The 15917-nt window shown below is 40.6% G+C and carries 13 protein-coding genes; 5 read left to right on the top strand and 8 right to left on the bottom strand.

Annotation, left to right across the window (positions count from 1 at the left end):
* Positions 1-106: 106 nt before the first annotated feature.
* Both IGI38_RS00585 and IGI38_RS00580 read right to left on the bottom strand, forming a co-directional pair.
* On the bottom strand, positions 107-1261 hold the full coding sequence (locus IGI38_RS00585) for a hypothetical protein (protein WP_438725551.1): 1155 nt from the start codon (positions 1259-1261) through the stop codon (positions 107-109).
* Between the two features lie 254 nt (positions 1262-1515).
* Positions 1516-2523, bottom strand: a complete 1008-nt coding sequence (locus tag IGI38_RS00580) for a TPM domain-containing protein (RefSeq protein WP_438725550.1) — start codon at positions 2521-2523, stop codon at positions 1516-1518.
* A 299-nt stretch (positions 2524-2822) separates the two neighbouring features.
* On the opposite strand from IGI38_RS00580, the gene ahpC reads away from it, so the two are divergent.
* Both ahpC and ahpF read left to right on the top strand, forming a co-directional pair.
* Positions 2823-3386 carry an alkyl hydroperoxide reductase subunit C gene (ahpC, locus tag IGI38_RS00575; RefSeq protein WP_438725549.1) on the top strand — a complete coding sequence of 188 codons (564 nt, stop codon included), beginning with the start codon at positions 2823-2825 and terminating at the stop codon, positions 3384-3386.
* A gap of 9 nt (positions 3387-3395) precedes the next feature.
* Positions 3396-4928 (top strand): alkyl hydroperoxide reductase subunit F, encoded by a 1533-nt coding sequence (ahpF, locus tag IGI38_RS00570; protein ID WP_438725548.1) that lies wholly within the window; start codon positions 3396-3398, stop codon positions 4926-4928.
* Between the two features lie 68 nt (positions 4929-4996).
* On the opposite strand, the gene spx is transcribed toward ahpF, so the two are convergent.
* From spx to IGI38_RS00540, 6 genes are all read right to left on the bottom strand, one after another.
* The gene (spx, locus tag IGI38_RS00565) at positions 4997-5422 is read right to left on the bottom strand and encodes a transcriptional regulator Spx (RefSeq protein ID WP_438725547.1); all 426 of its coding nucleotides are present in this window, start codon (positions 5420-5422) and stop codon (positions 4997-4999) included.
* A 784-nt stretch (positions 5423-6206) separates the two neighbouring features.
* Positions 6207-6839 carry a 3D domain-containing protein gene (locus IGI38_RS00560; protein ID WP_438725546.1) on the bottom strand — a complete coding sequence of 211 codons (633 nt, stop codon included), beginning with the start codon at positions 6837-6839 and terminating at the stop codon, positions 6207-6209.
* Positions 6808-7401 carry a coiled-coil domain-containing protein gene (locus IGI38_RS00555; RefSeq protein ID WP_438725545.1) on the bottom strand — a complete coding sequence of 198 codons (594 nt, stop codon included), beginning with the start codon at positions 7399-7401 and terminating at the stop codon, positions 6808-6810. The genes IGI38_RS00560 and IGI38_RS00555 overlap by 32 nt, the downstream gene beginning before the upstream one ends.
* Before the next feature lie 195 nt (positions 7402-7596).
* The gene (locus tag IGI38_RS00550) at positions 7597-8382 is read right to left on the bottom strand and encodes a putative ABC transporter permease (protein WP_438725544.1); all 786 of its coding nucleotides are present in this window, start codon (positions 8380-8382) and stop codon (positions 7597-7599) included.
* 76 nt (positions 8383-8458) lie between these two features.
* On the bottom strand, positions 8459-9427 hold the full coding sequence (locus IGI38_RS00545) for a helix-turn-helix domain-containing protein (protein WP_438725543.1): 969 nt from the start codon (positions 9425-9427) through the stop codon (positions 8459-8461).
* A gap of 19 nt (positions 9428-9446) precedes the next feature.
* A complete protein-coding gene (locus tag IGI38_RS00540) occupies positions 9447-10265 on the bottom strand; it encodes an oxidoreductase (RefSeq protein WP_438725542.1) in 819 nt (272 codons plus the stop codon).
* Positions 10266-10620: 355 nt separating this feature from the next.
* Between IGI38_RS00540 and IGI38_RS00535 the strand changes: the two genes are divergently transcribed.
* From IGI38_RS00535 to IGI38_RS00525, 3 genes are all read left to right on the top strand, one after another.
* Complete coding sequence (locus tag IGI38_RS00535; RefSeq protein WP_438725541.1) at positions 10621-12144, top strand: helix-turn-helix domain-containing protein; 1524 nt, start codon at positions 10621-10623, stop codon at positions 12142-12144.
* A gap of 234 nt (positions 12145-12378) precedes the next feature.
* A complete protein-coding gene (locus IGI38_RS00530) occupies positions 12379-14103 on the top strand; it encodes an ABC transporter ATP-binding protein (protein ID WP_438725540.1) in 1725 nt (574 codons plus the stop codon).
* Positions 14100-15857, top strand: coding sequence for an ABC transporter ATP-binding protein (locus tag IGI38_RS00525; protein WP_438725539.1), 1758 nt, complete (start codon positions 14100-14102; stop codon positions 15855-15857). The genes IGI38_RS00530 and IGI38_RS00525 overlap by 4 nt, the downstream gene beginning before the upstream one ends.
* Positions 15858-15917 lie beyond the last annotated feature (60 nt).

Here is a 15917-nt window from a genome sequence, read left to right as displayed (position 1 = left end):
AACATACTGACGCGTCTTAATAAAAGCTCTTCCTCCAGTCATTAAAACCTGTCGGAGGCCCTCTTAAAAATACTGCCAAGAATTACTTTAAGATTCACACAAGAATCTATTTCTTCTTTTTCTTCTTTTTCGTAGTATTCATTTTCCTCTTATCTTTTTTTCGATCCTTTTTCCGGTTCTTCTTTTTCTTCGGATCTTTCTTTTTCTCATTTTCAAGATGCTTTCCACTTTTCGGTTGACGGTTTTCGGACTCCTCTGAAAATAAGGAGCGGACAACGGACGTCTTCCCTTGTTTAGGCGGTTCTTTAGTGACAGAAGCCACTGATGAGACGGCCTGATTCAGCTGCTGATTGAGTGCGTCCACTATGGGGGCTTGATCTAAATCTGGTTCTAGACCTTGTTCTAGCTCCTGCCCAGAGTCGTCCTCTTGAAGCAGTTGGAGGTCTGTCAACCTCGCCCCTTCCGGCAACTGTTCCTCAACAATCTTTCGCAGCTCTTCTCTGCTCAGCTTTTCCAATTCTGCATCTGAAGGCAAAGCAATTTCCATTGCTTGTTTATCCTCATTGGCTGCAGATTGAACGATATCCTTTTCTTTTGGTGTTGTAGCGTTCTTTTCATCCTTCTGCGCCATTTTTTTCGTTGATCTTTTCTTCTCAAAAAGTGAGCGGCGAGTACAATCCATTAGGTCTGAGTTTACTAGCTCGACAAAAAGACCGGTCCCCTCCTTTTCAAAAACCGTCAAGGTGGTGATCAGCTCTAAAACAGCCTGCCACTTCTCGTTAGAAATATTCGGATCGGCATCCCGCAGACTCCATGTATGGGTTTTTCCATCTTCTTTTAAGAAAACGGATACAAATTTGTATTGCTTAGTTTCTAGTTCCTCGATGGGTGTTTTCTTCTCTAATATGAACTTTTTATAGTGATAAAGGGCTTCATCGAAGGCAAGATAATCCTTCTTACGTTTATAGACACGCGCGATTACTGTGTTCCAGTCACCGCTGTTGAAGTAGTTTTTAAAGAAAGGAGCTAGGCTGCGCATCGTATCATCCGGTTCAGACTGTAACAAAATCTCCTGAACGATCGCTTCCAGCATGCCCGAAAAATCAGTTACTGACAACGCGTTCCGCAACAACAGCGCAAACACATATTGCAGCACCGATGCCGCATCCTTAGTTTCTTCATAGTATTGTCCAATTCTTTTTTCTACTGAAGTTCTTTTCATTCCAAAAATTTGGCGACTCGTTAATTTTTCAACTGACATGCTTTTTGCTCCTCACTAATTTTAAATGATTATCATTCTTTCTTAAATGCTTCTCTAAAATCAATATACGCTAAACACAATTAAAAATTAATCATTTGTCGTAAAAAACAAAACTCAAAACTTTATATTATTTGTTTAAAAAAGAATCTAAATGGACAAGTAGCTCGCCTCAACCCACGCCCTGCCTGGTTTTGTCTGATCATTTTATACTTTTTTATGTCAAAAAGACTGCTAAGGATTGCTCCTCAACAGTCTTACCAATCTGAACTTGCTCCGCCGCCACCAGAACTGCCACCACCCCATGAATCCCCGCCGCTTGAGCTGCTGTCACTCGAACTGCTGCTGGTCCATGTCTCTCGATGGTGGTAGTACACCGAATAGTTTTGGATAGCTCTTTTCTTTTTCCATAATAACCCCCATAGCGTTAAGTTGCCGAATGCAAAAGTAAAATCATAATACGTCGGCTTATTTCTTTTTCGCTTTCCGTATCGTTTTTTGATCATGGCTTTCGCTTCTGCAACAGGTGGTTCATTGCAGTGAATCATTTTTCTAATGGAATAGTTTTGATATTTAGGATCTGCTTCCTTTACTCTATTCTTTAAATCCATCGCAAATGCTTTTTTAGCTTTTCGATAGATAAATAATTTTACTATCGGAGGTTCAATAAAGGCATAGACAAATGCAAGTACAAGAAGTGCAGGACCCACACGCTCTGTAATAATTTCCCAAAAAGATAGTCCTGAAAATAATCTAGTAAACAGTCCCGGTTTAAAATCCTCTGCTTTTTTATTCCCCTGCAAGACCTCATTTATATTCGCTGCAACAATTGAGACTCCTTTATCATAGTTCTCTGCTCGAAAATAGTCTTTGGCTTTCTCCGTCATGAGATCCATCGCCAAAGCATCAGGAATCATCTCTTCTAATCCATAGCCTACCTCGATCCGCTGTTTACGATTATTTACTGCAATCATATACAATACACCAGAATCACGAGCTTCATCGCCGATTCCCAACTCATTGAATTTTTCGTTGGCATATGTCTCAATCGACTGTCCTTCTGGCAGCTCCTCTAAAGTAACCACCGCTAATTGAGGTCGCAGCTCCAAATCTTTATAATTTTGATTATATTGATAGATTTCTTCTTTCGTTTCGGAAGACAAGACATTGGCCTGATCCTCCACATAACTATTTTCAGCTTGGACAGGCACACTCCACAGCAATCCCAAAATTACCAACGAAAGAAAATAAAGTACCCGCTTCATCTTCTCACCCACTTATTCTTTTTCTCAATTATGACGGCATTTGATCCCCAATGCAACAGCATTCTCTAGATGATTGTCACCCTAAAATGGTCGATTCCACTTTGAGAAAAATCATTTTTGCTAAAAAAATTAGTATTTTTGGATAAATAATTTCAATAAAGTCCCGAAAAACCATTTACAATGGAATGAGTTTCTGTTTATAATTATTTTAAATAAAAGGATATCAATTTAAGCTTTTTCTAGATTCCTTTTATCAATTAAGAGAATATTTTCTCACTATTAATCAGGAGGGTTCATTCATGTCATTAATTGGAAAACAAGTTGAAGAGTTTCAAGCACAAGCCTACCGTCAAGGTAAATTTATCGAGGTTTCTCACGAAGCATTACAAGGCAAATGGTCTGTCGTTTGTTTTTATCCAGCAGATTTTACTTTTGTTTGTCCGACTGAATTAGAAGATTTACAAGATCAGTATGAAAAATTGCAAGAGCTAGGCGTTGAGGTTTATTCTTGTTCGACCGACACTCATTTCACCCATAAGGCATGGCATGACACATCAGACGCTATCGGCAAGATCACATACACAATGATTGGTGATCCGTCTCATCATATCTCTCGTATTTTTGATGTTTTAGACGAAGAAGCTGGTTTAGCACAACGCGGAACGTTTATCATTGATCCAGATGGCATCGTTCAAGCGATGGAAATCAATGCAGATGGTATCGGACGTGACGCAAGCGGTTTGATCGATAAGATTCGTGCCGCTCAATATGTTCGCACACATCCAGGTGAAGTTTGTCCTGCAAAATGGAAAGAAGACGGCGAAACTCTAAAACCAAGCTTTGACTTAGTTGGCAAGATTTAAGGTGTCCCTATGTTAGATATCGAAACGAAAGAACAACTCAAACAATATTTAGCTTTATTAGAATCCGAAGTCATCTTCTCTGCTTCCTTAGACGAATCTGACAACTCTAAAAAGGTTGAAGATTTCCTAACTGAAGTTGCAGAAATGGATGCAAAGATATCGATTGAAGCAAAAAAATTAAAACGAACACCGAGCTTTGAATTGAATCAAAAAGGCGCCAAAGACAGTGGTATCATTTTTGCCGGTTTACCAATGGGGCATGAATTCACTTCATTCATTCTCGCTTTACTGCAAGTTGGTGGACGCGCGCCTAAGATCGAAGACAGCATGGTCCAACAAATCAAAGCTATCGATCGGACACTTAATTTTGAAACATATGTCAGTCTAACCTGCCATAACTGTCCAGATGTCGTTCAAGCACTGAACATCATGTCAGTGGTAAATCCAAAAATTTCCCATACGATGGTTGAAGGCGGCATGTATCAGCAGGAAATCGATGAAAAGGAAATTATGGCCGTGCCAACTGTTTTCCTAAATGATGAAGAATTCGACAGTGGTCGGATGACCATCGAACAAATCATCGAGAAAGTCAGCGGTCCAATGAGCGCGGATGAGTTCGCCGACAAGGAAACCTTTGATGTCCTAGTCATCGGTGGCGGTCCTGCTGGTGCCAGCTCTGCTATTTACGCGGCACGTAAAGGGATCAAAACGGGAATGGTCGTGGAAACCTTCGGCGGTCAAGTTCTAGAAACATTAGGTATTGAAAATGTGATCGGTACGCCTTACGTGGAAGGTCCGCAATTGATGCGTCAAGTGGAAGAACACGTGAAGCAATATGACGTAGATATCATGAAGGGGCAACGTGCTAAGTCAATCAAGAAAAATGACTTGATTGAAGTTGAATTGGAAAACGGGGCGCAGTTAAAAGCCAAAACCGCAGTTCTTTCAACCGGTGCACGTTGGCGCGCAATCAATGTTCCTGGTGAAAAAGAATTCAAAAATAAAGGGATTGCTTATTGTCCGCATTGTGATGGTCCGTTGTTCAAAGACAAAGAAGTCGTTGTCATCGGCGGCGGAAATTCTGGAATTGAAGCAGCGATCGACTTAGCTGGTCTAGCTAAACATATTTATGTTTTAGAATTCTTACCGGAATTAAAAGCTGATAAAGTCCTGCAAGAAAAACTTTATTCATTAACTAACGTCACAGTGATCACCAATGCAGCAACGAAAGAAATCACTGGCTCTTCACACGTTGAGGCATTGACTTACACGGATCGCCTGACAAATGAAGAACATACCTTGAATGTTGAAGGGGTCTTCATTTTGATCGGATTAATGCCAAACACTGAGTGGTTAACTGGCTCTGTTGATTTGAGTGATCGAGGCGAGATCTTAGTGGACAAACACGGCGCAACGAATGTTGAAGGAATCTTTGCTGCCGGGGACTGTACAGACAGTGCCTATAAGCAAATCATTATTTCCATGGGTTCTGGCGCGACTGCCGCTCTTGGAGCCTTTGACTATTTGATTCGCCAAACATAACTATGAAAAACTCCCCATTCTGCTCTTTGTTAAGAAGAACAGAATGGGGAGTTATTTTATAGTTATACCTATGCGAGACTTTCTTTCTGCAAATCTAAATACAGTAGAACTCTGGCCATTTTCTTTGACGTAACTCTGCGAACTTCCCGCGGGATAAATTGATGAATCTCGTCTTCGTTGTAACCAACCTGGAACTTCGTCTCATCAAAGACCAGCGGGCGTCTCAACAAGCTTGGATGCTTTTCGATTATTTCTACTAATTCATTCAACGACAATGTATCGAAATCAATGTCTAATTTTTCATAGACTTTTGAGCGTGTTGAAATAATTTCTTCCGTTCCTGTCTCAGTTAACGCAAGAATTTCTTTGATCTCATCTTTCGTTAAAGGTTCAGACATAATATTTCTTTCTTCAAAGGCCAGTCCGTTTTCTTTTAACCAAGCTTTGGCTTTTCTACAAGAAGTACAGCTAGCTGACGTATACAATTTAATCATTTTACATATCACCTTTCCACAATTTCATTATTAAGTAACACGAGTTATTCTACACATATTACGATACAGTATTTTTCATTGTTTGTTAAATGAGTAACATGTAAAAGTGTTGAAAAATGACATTTAAATAGCTTGTAAAAACTCTTTACATAACTGTAAATAATACTTATTTTAACTAAGGTATACACGTCAAGATAGAATCATTATCGGTTTTTTCGGCCTTTATAAGATTTATCGTATAGTTAGTTTTATAACAAAAATCATTTTTCTTATAATCCGTTACTCAATTATTTCTTTCGCAATGCAAAAGATGATTGCTCATGATAAAGTTTTGTTTTTCATTATTATCACGGTGCGTCGGCTTAGACAATCAACAATAATAGTATTATTCAATTTATCTGAAGAATACGTAAGAAAGGCTTCGCGAACTCGCTCAACTTTTGAGCACCAATTAGGTACTGTTCCACATCAGCTCTGCAAGTAATCGCTGTGTCTCTCAACAATAAGACCAAAATATTTCTAAATTGCCAAGAAACACAGTGATCGCAAGGAACTGATGTTGATTGGTACCTACTTGGTGCTTCTCAAATTTCGAAATATTTTTGCTTATTTCCAATAAAGCTAGTTGCTGCTTAATGGAATTTAGCAGCAACTGTATTCGTAGCTTGCGTAGAAAAGCTAGTTCGTGAAGCCGAACACGGATATACCTGCTGCATAGCGATTTATTCATGTCAAAAAAAGTCCCGAATGAAATCAATTGATTTCATTCGGGACTTCACTTTATTTAACTAATAACAGTCACGGTTACTGAACGACGTCCCCATTGGATACATTGTTCAACTGTTGGAAAGTGGACATCGACGATATTTCCTTTAATCGCTCCACCAGTATCTCCTGCGATTGCAATACCATAACCTGACACTTCCACCATTGAACCTAGTGGAATAACGCTTGGATCAACAGCAACGACTTGCGGGTTTTGACGTAGGTCAATCCCCATTGCTGTGAAATACGTATTTACTGATTCTGCACATGAGTAACCCGTTGATTCCATTTGAATCGTACGGCCAGACGTTGTCGGTGTATCCGGTGCTGCTGGCTGCGTCACTTCTTGTTTTGGTTGTTCAGTTGTTTGTGTTGTTGATTGTTGTGCACTTGAAGCAGCTGCAGATGGTTTTGACGACTGTGCAGAAGCTTGTGATGCCGCTTCAGCGTTCGCTTTTTCTTGTGCTGCAGCTTGTTGAGAAGCTTTCTTCGCTTCTTCAGCTTTTGCAGTTTCAGCTTCTTTCGCTTCTTTTTCTGCTTGGGCTTTTTTTGCTTTTTCAGCAGCTTGTCGCGCTTTTTCTACTTCTTTATCTTGACTGATTTTTTCTAAACTTGTTTTATTATCGGCTAACTCTTGTTTTAAGTTCGCCATTTTTATCGTCCAGCTTTGTTGTCTCAGCATCAAGGCTTTGACTATCTTGTTTTAATTGGGTTTGTGTTTTTTCTTGTGTTGCTTTCAGCTCGGTCAACTTATCTTTGGCTTCGCCTAAACTCGCTACTTTGGTTTTTTCAGCATTCTGAATAACGGACATTGCAAAAGCACGGTTCAGAAATTCACCGAGATCTTTTGACTCTAACAAGGCATTGATCGATCGATCCGTCATACCGCCGACTTGTGCTGCTTTCATCCGTTCAGCGATCGCTTCTTTCCGTTGCTCGATCTTCTGCTCCGTTTCAGTAATCTCTGTTTTGGTCTTTTTTAATGTTTCTTCATTTTGACTGATTTTAGTCCGAATATCATTGACCTCTTGATATTTCTCATTAACATCGTTCAGTGCAAGCTGCAACTCTCCGCTGATTTTATCGCTTTGACTCGCGATTGCGGATTCCTTCTTATCTAAATCATTCAGTGACTCTGCATGTGCAAAGACTGGTAAAAGTACGTTAGCACCCAAAATTAGCGTAGCAACGAACCCAAACATTTGCTTTTTCACCTTTAAAAGTCCACCTTTCTATTTACCCTTCGTCATTATACGAGAAAAAGGCGGTCTTTTTGTTTCACCCAGATTACATTTCATTACAAAACGATGCGCAGTTTAGTAACATTTGCTTTATTTCTCTCCATTTCAGCCAAAAAGATAGTCCCCCCAGGCTTTGGAAGGACTAATATTTGTCATATTTTTGTAATATTATTTTTTTCGCAATTCTTTCGATAACTGACGGATTTCCGCTAATGGACTCTTGATTTCCATCGATTTCATATTTGGAAAGCTATTCAAAAAGCGACGCTCTTGGAAATTCAGCTTCGGCAACTGTTTCCGCCATTCTGGCTGATCCTTGAGCTCTGTTAACCATTGACGGTTTTGCAAACGTTCTTCTGCAGCGACTTTCAATCCGCCCAGATCAGATTGCAGCTGCTCTTTTTTGTCCTGGATAGTCGTACTCATCTTGTTCATTGCCTGACGCAGTGATGCTAAATTGGCTAGGGTGAAGCCCAGATCAAAACTAACCACCATTAGCAAGACCATCGGTAAAAAGATTCCAAAGCGCTGCTGCCAGCCGACGATCAGATTCATTAAATAAGGATTCAAGACACGTACGATGAAAACACATGCCAAGCCCCAAAAGATCGAGACCGGTACCGCTACACGGCCATTGATATTCAATGGTACGTCTTTATAATCCCACAATGTCAGATGAAAGATTTTTTCCAATAGAAAACTCGTGAGATATTCCAGAGCCGTGACGAGTATCAACGCTAAGAAAAACAACAACACGATATTCTTCTGATATGGCTCGATAAAGTAGAGGACACCAACAACTCCAAAGCCATAAATAGGTGTAATCGGACCTAATAAAAAGCCGCGATAGACAAAATGTTTCGCTTTGATCGAACAATAAATCGTTTCCCACAACCAGCCAATAAATGAATAGCAGAAAAATAATAGCACAACAACTGTAAAAATTTTCTCCATTCTCATCCCCCTCAATGAAACAATACTTAGGTTCAATTATTCCATGGATGGTAAAAAAAAGCCAGTTAGGACCTAATTAGCCTCTCTTAACTTCAGAGATCGTTTTTCCTGTCCAGCTTTTAAAGGCTCTAGCAAAGGAACTTGTCTCAGTGTAACCAAGTAAATAGGCCACATCGATAGTCGGCAAGACCGTTTCTTGCAAGTAGCGTTCTGCTAATTCCCGCTTCGCCAATTGAACCTGTTCGTTAAAGGTCGTCTGTTCTACCGTTAATTTTCTCTGAAGGCTCCGTGGACTCATACCGAAGGAGCGACTGACTATTTTTAAGGTACATTGACCACTGGGAATCGCGGAAAATAGTTCTTTTTGGAGCAGATCAGTAAACGTTTCAACCTCCGCCAGTTGATCCAAACGTCGCTTCAATTCAGGTTCTAAATACGCCAGCATTGGATTGTTTTGCGTGAAAAATGCTTTCTTCAGATCTAACGCAGAGAAAATCAAGCAATTGGTTTTACTATACGTTGGACTGATTCCGATATAGGCTTCCAGCTCGGCGCCATAGGAAAACGGACTTTCAATTTTGCGGGGCTTGATCGTCAAATCCTTCGTGCCCGTTCGAATTAAACTGATCAATAATAATTGTTCATTCAGAATAGCGAATCTTGGCAGCGCCTGGTCACCACCAAGAAAAGAAAAATGAATCACTAAATCACCAGCGATTTCTTCAAGCTTGACCTTGACCGGACCAACAAGCTTTTTATACGTTGCAAAGCGTTCAATCGCTTCCTTGCCATTTTTAGAAGACAACGCAGCATAAAATGGCGGCATAAATGAATGAAGATGTTCAATCTGACTAAAACCCAGCAGCTGCGCATCGGTAGTGAGGCGATCCAGCTCTTGAAATAAACGAACATAATCCCTGTCGGATAATTCTAAATGGTCTTGCCATAGCAAGTTTGGAATATCCGCTCTTCTTAGGAGGTCTTCGACTGGTATCCCTAAGTGACGAATAAAATCTTGGAATTGTTGAGAGATCATCAACTTCATTGGTCTACTCCTTCCTTTTTCAGCTTACGTTTTTAATTATTATATCAAAGAGACGCGTAGGTAAAAGCGCCTTGAAAAAAATTAAAGGCTTTGCGGCAAAGCCAATCAAATAGCGTGTTCTAGGTTTCCGTTGATTGACAGCTTTCAATATCGTTTTAGCGACAATACTCGGATCTGACCCCCAATTCGACTGATATTGCCGCTTAATCCCCTGAGACTTCTCTGCCGCGAATCGTTCATAATTTCCGCCTTTCGCTGATTCCGCTAAATGCTCCGCCGCGATGATTCCCCAATCCGTTTTGATTACTCCAGGTTCAATTAAGGCAACATCAATTCCAAAAATGGCGACCTCCATTCTTAAAGCATCACTAAATGCCTCCAGCGCATATTTGGTCGCATGATACCAAGCTCCAAAATACGTCGTCAAGCGTCCGCCCATTGAAGAGATATTAATGATTCGTCCTGCGTGCTGTGCTCTCATGTGAGGCAGAACCAACTGTGTCAATCTAGCCAACCCAAATAGGTTGACTTCGAACTGATGCTTGGCTTCCTCAATCGTGACATCCTCTATCGCACCTAGTGACCCGTACCCCGCATTATTGATTAAAATATCGATTCTTTTTTCTTCCTTTATAACAGCGCTCACCAATGCTTCTAACGATTCTTCTTGCGTAATGTCTAAATAAACGGCCTTCACCCCTAATTCATTCAACGGCTTCATCTTGTCGATCCTTCTTGCCGCTCCGTAAACCTTATACCCATTTTTCGCAAGCAGCTCCGCTGTTTGATACCCAATCCCGCTGCTCGCTCCTGTAATCAGTACAATTTTCTTTTCCATACTTTTCGTCTCCTATCTTTATTAGCTTTAATCCAACTATAAAAAAATAAGACATCCAAAGGAATGACAGATTGTGACAGAAAAACAGCATAAGATGCCAATTTTTTATCGGACATTTCAATAAAAATTGTACTTTTTTGTAATTTTCACTTGTTTTCAACGCTTTTTGGCTTTATCATTTTTATAAGGAAATCGTTTTAAAAGCACACGAATCGTTACTTTAATTTTACTTTTCCAACACCTATGTCTGTTAACGTGGAATAAAAATTATTTATTTGTTAATTAAATTAGTAGACATTCCTATATACTAAACCGTTAGTGTCCGCCGAAGACTATTCTTTAAGGAGGAGTGGTTATGGATTTTCGCACAATTTTAGGAACGAGTAACAAACGTCGCTTATTGCTATTAGAGCTTTTGTATTATCGACGCGGAGGTTGGTCAAGTGATCAATTATTGAGCGAGCTGGATTGTTCTTTACCCATTCTACTGAATGATATCGATTTGATTAATTCCTTTAAGCCGAATCTGGAGATTATAAAAGTTAAAGGGCTTTATCGTATTGTTGTTGATAATTCATTGAGTTTAGGAAATTTGTATGCCGATTTTTTAAAGAGCTGTCCTGAATTTCAGATTATAGAAGAACTGTTGTATGAAGAATGCGAAAATATTACTGCCCTGTCAAAAAAATTGTATTTAAGCTCCTCCAATACTCAACGTTACTTAAAAAAGATCGAACAGACCTTGTCATCTGCTGGAATAGAATTGTGCTACCGCCCTTTGCGTGTCGAAGGCAATGAAGGCGAGATTCGAAATTTCTACTATCGTTTTTATAGCGAACGGCAAAGCGCATTCGAGAGTACCCTTCCCAAATTACCATCTGCTCATTACCATATTCTTGAACGCTATGTCCAAGATTTTGTTGATGTAAACCGCATTCATCAAAAATACGTTTTTGAAAAACGGCTGCTGTATAACATGTACATTAGCTTTTGGCGCATCAAACATGACCATACCTTTCCAGAAGAACAGTTACGATCTGCCGAAAAAATCACGCTTCCTCAGGGACTTTCTTATAAATTATTGAAGCAAGCCGTCAGGGAGGGCGTCGAACTCGAATTAACACCTGAAATGCTCCGTGACACGTTGTGGCTGACTTATTCAGATTCAATTATCTTTAGTCTGTTACATCGCGAACTGGCGTTAACTGAAAATCCCAAGTATAAAAGACTCTTTATGCAGCACTTTGCCTTGGCTGAAGAGTTTAATGAAATGCTGGGGAATCGTTTAACAAATCTGAATTGCCTTGATTTGGCGACTGTATTGAATAATGATTTTTATCTATGCAATCCAAACGGCAAATATTTAGCCGTACTATGGCGCAATCGTTCCGTCTTCATCGAAGAAGTTTCGAAAGTCTATAAACGCGGCGTGCAAAAGGTAAGAGACTTGGTTGAACACTTTGTGAGTAAGTATCATATGTATCAAGAAGCTGATTTTGTTCAAAACTATGTCTATTTGTTGATAACGACCGAAGTGTATAGTTTGGAATGGCTCGCTAGTCAGGAACCCTTAATAAAAATCTTATTATTGTCTGACTTAACACCAACAGAAGAAAGTTTCTTAGCAAAACAAATTTCCGAAAATATTTATGGCAACTTCGAGATCTTTCATTTTGAACAATTATCCGGCGGTACGCCAAATCTCTGGGATGAATTGAAAAGCTATGATTGCTTAGTTACAACGGGATCTTCTGAAGGCTTGCCAGACGACTATCCTGTCGTAGTCATCGATCCCTTCTTAACTAATCAAAGCGCAAAATGGATTCAAGATATGGTCAGCGGCCTTTCAGAGCAAAGAGAAGCATCCTTAGTAAAATAGGCTCTACAATACTTGGTGTTCTCACTCAGAAAGAGTAACAACACCAAATATTATAGACCCGTAAACTAAATCCCCAAGAGCAGCTGACTTTTTTAGCTGTTCTTTTTTTGCGCGCCTTAAAGAAGTATCCGATTATTTTTGTAAGTATATGTTTCGGACTTGTTTGACAAATACGTTACAATAGAAGCGATCCTATTTTGCAGATTATTTACTTTATATATTGGAGGAGCTTATATGTTTCAGCTTTTACGCTACGCCAAAGATTATCGAAAACAGATTATCCTTGGCCCATTTTTCAAATTTCTAGAAGCCGTCTTCGAACTGATTCTGCCGTTATTCATGGCGCGTTTAGTTGATGAAGGAATCGCTCGTCATGATCAAGGCAAAGTGATCGAGATGACTGTCGCCATGTTGGGATTATCCATCGTCGGTCTGCTTTGTGCTCTGATCTGTCAATATTATGCTTCGATCGCTTCGCAAGGTTTCGGAACCGTTTTGCGAAACCGCTTGATGGAAAAAATCAACAGCTTTTCTCATAACGAGTTGAATCGCTTCGGTACGGACACCTTAATCACTCGGATGACGAACGATATCAACCAGATGCAAGGAGCATTGGCGATGCTGATCCGCTTGGTCGTTCGTGCCCCCTTCTTGAGTATCGGATCGGTCATTATGGCTTTTTACATTGACTGGCAGATGGGACTTATTTTCTTGATCTTATTGCCGCTTTTCTGTTTGATCCTCTTTTTGATCATTCATTATTCTGTGCCGTTGTATAAAAATATCCAGCAAAAACTAGATCAATTGAATCAATTGGTAACTCAAAATTTGAGCGGTGTTCGTGTGATTCGAGCATTTGCTCGGACGAAAACGGAAACTAATCATTTCAATGAAGAAACCGAAGAAATTTCTCGGCTGAATCAAAAAGTCGCGAATATCTCAGCCCTGCTTTCACCTAGCACAACACTGATTATGAACGCCGGCGTTGTTGCGTTACTTTATTTTGGCGGATTCAAAGTCAACATCGGCCATTTAGAACAAGGTCAGGTATTGGCCTTAATCAATTACATGAACCAAATGCTTTTGGCTTTGATCGTCGTTTCAAACTTAGTCGTACTGTTCACTCGAGCTGCCGCTTCCGCTAATCGAATCAATGAAGTGTTTGCAACAGACACTACGTTGGCTGACGAAGGCAACGTACAGCAAGCGAATGAACACGCCCCTTTGATTGACTTTAACAAGGTAGATTTCCGTTATACGGAAAAATCTGGATTGGCGCTGCAGGATATTTCTTTTACTCTGAAGGAAAATAAGATTCTTGGTATTACTGGAGCTACGGGGAGCGGAAAATCCACACTGATCAGTTTGATTCCGCGTTTTTATGATGCCTCTAAAGGAAGTGTTAGCTTTGCCGGCAGTAATGTCAAAGATTGGTCATTAGAACGTTTGCGTTCTGAGATTGCGATCGTTCCGCAAACAGCCGTTTTATTCAGCGGAACGATTCGCGAAAATTTGCAATGGGGACTGCCAAATGCTTCAGATAAAGAATGCTGGGATGCTTTAGCCACGGCGCAGGCCAGTGAATTCGTTGAGACGTTGCCAAAAGGATTGGATACACCGATCTTGGAAAACGGGGAAAATTTCTCCGGTGGACAACGCCAGCGTTTGACGATCGCCCGCGCACTGATCCGCAAACCAAAATTGCTGATTTTAGACGACTCATTGTCCGCGCTAGATTATCAAACAGACCTAGATTTACGCCAAGCATTGAAACGCGACCTCAATTGTGGGATCATCATTATTTCTCAACGATTGCGATCCATCCAAGATGCCGAAACGATTTTATTAATGGATAATGGGAAAATCGCAGCTCAAGGCAAACATGATTCACTGTTGCAGGAATCCGAGCTTTATCAAGAGCTGGTCAATTCTCAAGAGGAAGGCGGGACCGTCCAATGATCAAGAAAAAGAATTTCTTCCATTCGTTAAGATTGTTCGTCCCTTACCTTGCTGCTTATCCAAAAGAGTTGATTGCCGCGATCATTCTAGGGATCGCAAGTGGGATCACTTCGGTCTTGATGACCTATTATATCGGTGTAGCGGTCGATCAGATGGTCAATCAGGGAGCCGTCAATTTTGCTCGGCTATTCCAGATTCTTCAATTATTTATCGGCATCTTTTTAGTGACCGTCATTAGCCAATACTTCATTCAACGTTTGGGAAATACGGTTGCCTTTGATTCTGTCGCCAAATTGCGGGAAGAAACCTTTACTCATCTGAACAGATTACCGCTAAGTTATTACGATCAGAGTTCTAAGGGCGATATCGTCAGCCGCTTCACCAATGATATGGATAATATTTCTACCGCCGTATCCGCGGTTTTTAATCAAGTATTCTCTGGGATGACGGTTGTCTTAGTCGCTCTAGTGTTTATGTTGTATCTTAGCCCGATGCTGACTTTAGTCGTTTTGGTCTCCACACCGATCATCTTTTTACTTACGTATATCGTGGCTCGCACATCGCAACAATACTTTACTAGCCAGCAGCAATTAGTCGGTTCGATCTCAGGGTTCATTACTGAAATGGTCGGCAATCAAAAAATCGTCAAGGCATTCCAAAGAGAAGATCAAAACCAAACGAACTTTGAAGCACTGAATCAAGAACTCTATGTCCGGGGACAAAAAGCACAGTTTGCGTCTTCCCTAACGAATCCTTCTTCACGTTTTGTTGATCACTTGGCTTACTTAATGGTAGGACTGGTGGGCGGACTATTAGCCTTGAAATCTGGTAGCGATATTACGATCGGGATTATTTCCAGCTTCACGATCTATTCTAGTCAATTTACAAAACCCTTCATCGAGCTTTCTGGGATCACGATCCAGATTCAAACAGCGATTGCAGGACTCGATCGTTCCTTTGAATTACTGAAAGAGCCCGTTGAACAAGCCGATGATCCAGATGCGATTACGTTGACTGCTGCAAAAGGAACCGTCGTTTTTGATCACGTGGACTTCGCTTATCAAAAAGATCAACGGTTGATCGAAAACTTTAACTTGATCGTCGAGCCTGGTGAAACAATCGCCATCGTCGGAAAAACCGGTGCCGGAAAATCAACACTCGTCAATCTCTTGATGCGCTTTTATGAAGTGGATCGAGGGACGATCACCATTGATGGCACGGACATCCGTCACTTTACTCGTGATAGTTTACGTCAGCAGTTCGGCATGGTATTGCAGGAAACTTGGCTGATGGACAGCACCTTGCGCGCGAATCTGCGTTATGGACGAAAATCAGCAACGGATGAAGAAATCTATTCTGCTTTAAAAGATGCCTATATGTATGATTTCGTGATGCGTTTGCCGGATAAACTAGATACGATCGTAGGAGAAGCCGGGATCAAACTTTCTGATGGGCAACGGCAACTATTGACGATTGCTCGAACGATGATCAGCCAACCATCTATGTTGATTCTGGATGAAGCAACTAGCTCCGTTGATACCTTGACCGAGCAGAAAATCCAAAGCGCCTTTCTCGCGATGATGAAGGATCATACCAGTTTCGTGATCGCCCATCGCTTATCAACAATTCAAAATGCCGATCAGATCCTTGTCCTTGACCACGGACAAATCATCGAGATCGGTAATCATCGAGAATTGCTGCAAAAAGATGGTTTTTATAAGAAACTTTATGAAGCCCAGTTTTCGCAGAGTTAGCGTCAAATAAAAAGCGGTTCTTTTTCCAAAAACTGGAAGAAGAACCGCTTTTTATTATTA

This window comes from Enterococcus sp. AZ128, assembly GCF_051714485.1.
Taxonomy (GTDB): domain Bacteria; phylum Bacillota; class Bacilli; order Lactobacillales; family Enterococcaceae; genus Enterococcus_A.
Note: the sequence above shows the minus strand (reverse complement) of the source record. Positions and strands in the feature narration are given on the sequence as shown.

What these genes read in the sequence shown, in the direction of transcription:
- IGI38_RS00585 (WP_438725551.1), bottom strand. Translation starts at nt 1,261, where the DNA reads ATGTCAGTTGAAAAATTAACGAGTCGCCAAATTTTTGGAATGAAAAGA.
- IGI38_RS00580 (WP_438725550.1), bottom strand. Translation starts at nt 2,523, where the DNA reads ATGAAGCGGGTACTTTATTTTCTTTCGTTGGTAATTTTGGGATTGCTG.
- ahpC (WP_438725549.1), top strand. Translation starts at nt 2,823, where the DNA reads ATGTCATTAATTGGAAAACAAGTTGAAGAGTTTCAAGCACAAGCCTAC.
- ahpF (WP_438725548.1), top strand. Translation starts at nt 3,396, where the DNA reads ATGTTAGATATCGAAACGAAAGAACAACTCAAACAATATTTAGCTTTA.
- spx (WP_438725547.1), bottom strand. Translation starts at nt 5,422, where the DNA reads ATGATTAAATTGTATACGTCAGCTAGCTGTACTTCTTGTAGAAAAGCC.
- IGI38_RS00560 (WP_438725546.1), bottom strand. Translation starts at nt 6,839, where the DNA reads ATGGCGAACTTAAAACAAGAGTTAGCCGATAATAAAACAAGTTTAGAA.
- IGI38_RS00550 (WP_438725544.1), bottom strand. Translation starts at nt 8,382, where the DNA reads ATGGAGAAAATTTTTACAGTTGTTGTGCTATTATTTTTCTGCTATTCA.
- IGI38_RS00545 (WP_438725543.1), bottom strand. Translation starts at nt 9,427, where the DNA reads ATGAAGTTGATGATCTCTCAACAATTCCAAGATTTTATTCGTCACTTA.
- IGI38_RS00540 (WP_438725542.1), bottom strand. Translation starts at nt 10,265, where the DNA reads ATGGAAAAGAAAATTGTACTGATTACAGGAGCGAGCAGCGGGATTGGG.
- IGI38_RS00535 (WP_438725541.1), top strand. Translation starts at nt 10,621, where the DNA reads ATGGATTTTCGCACAATTTTAGGAACGAGTAACAAACGTCGCTTATTG.
- IGI38_RS00530 (WP_438725540.1), top strand. Translation starts at nt 12,379, where the DNA reads ATGTTTCAGCTTTTACGCTACGCCAAAGATTATCGAAAACAGATTATC.
- IGI38_RS00525 (WP_438725539.1), top strand. Translation starts at nt 14,100, where the DNA reads ATGATCAAGAAAAAGAATTTCTTCCATTCGTTAAGATTGTTCGTCCCT.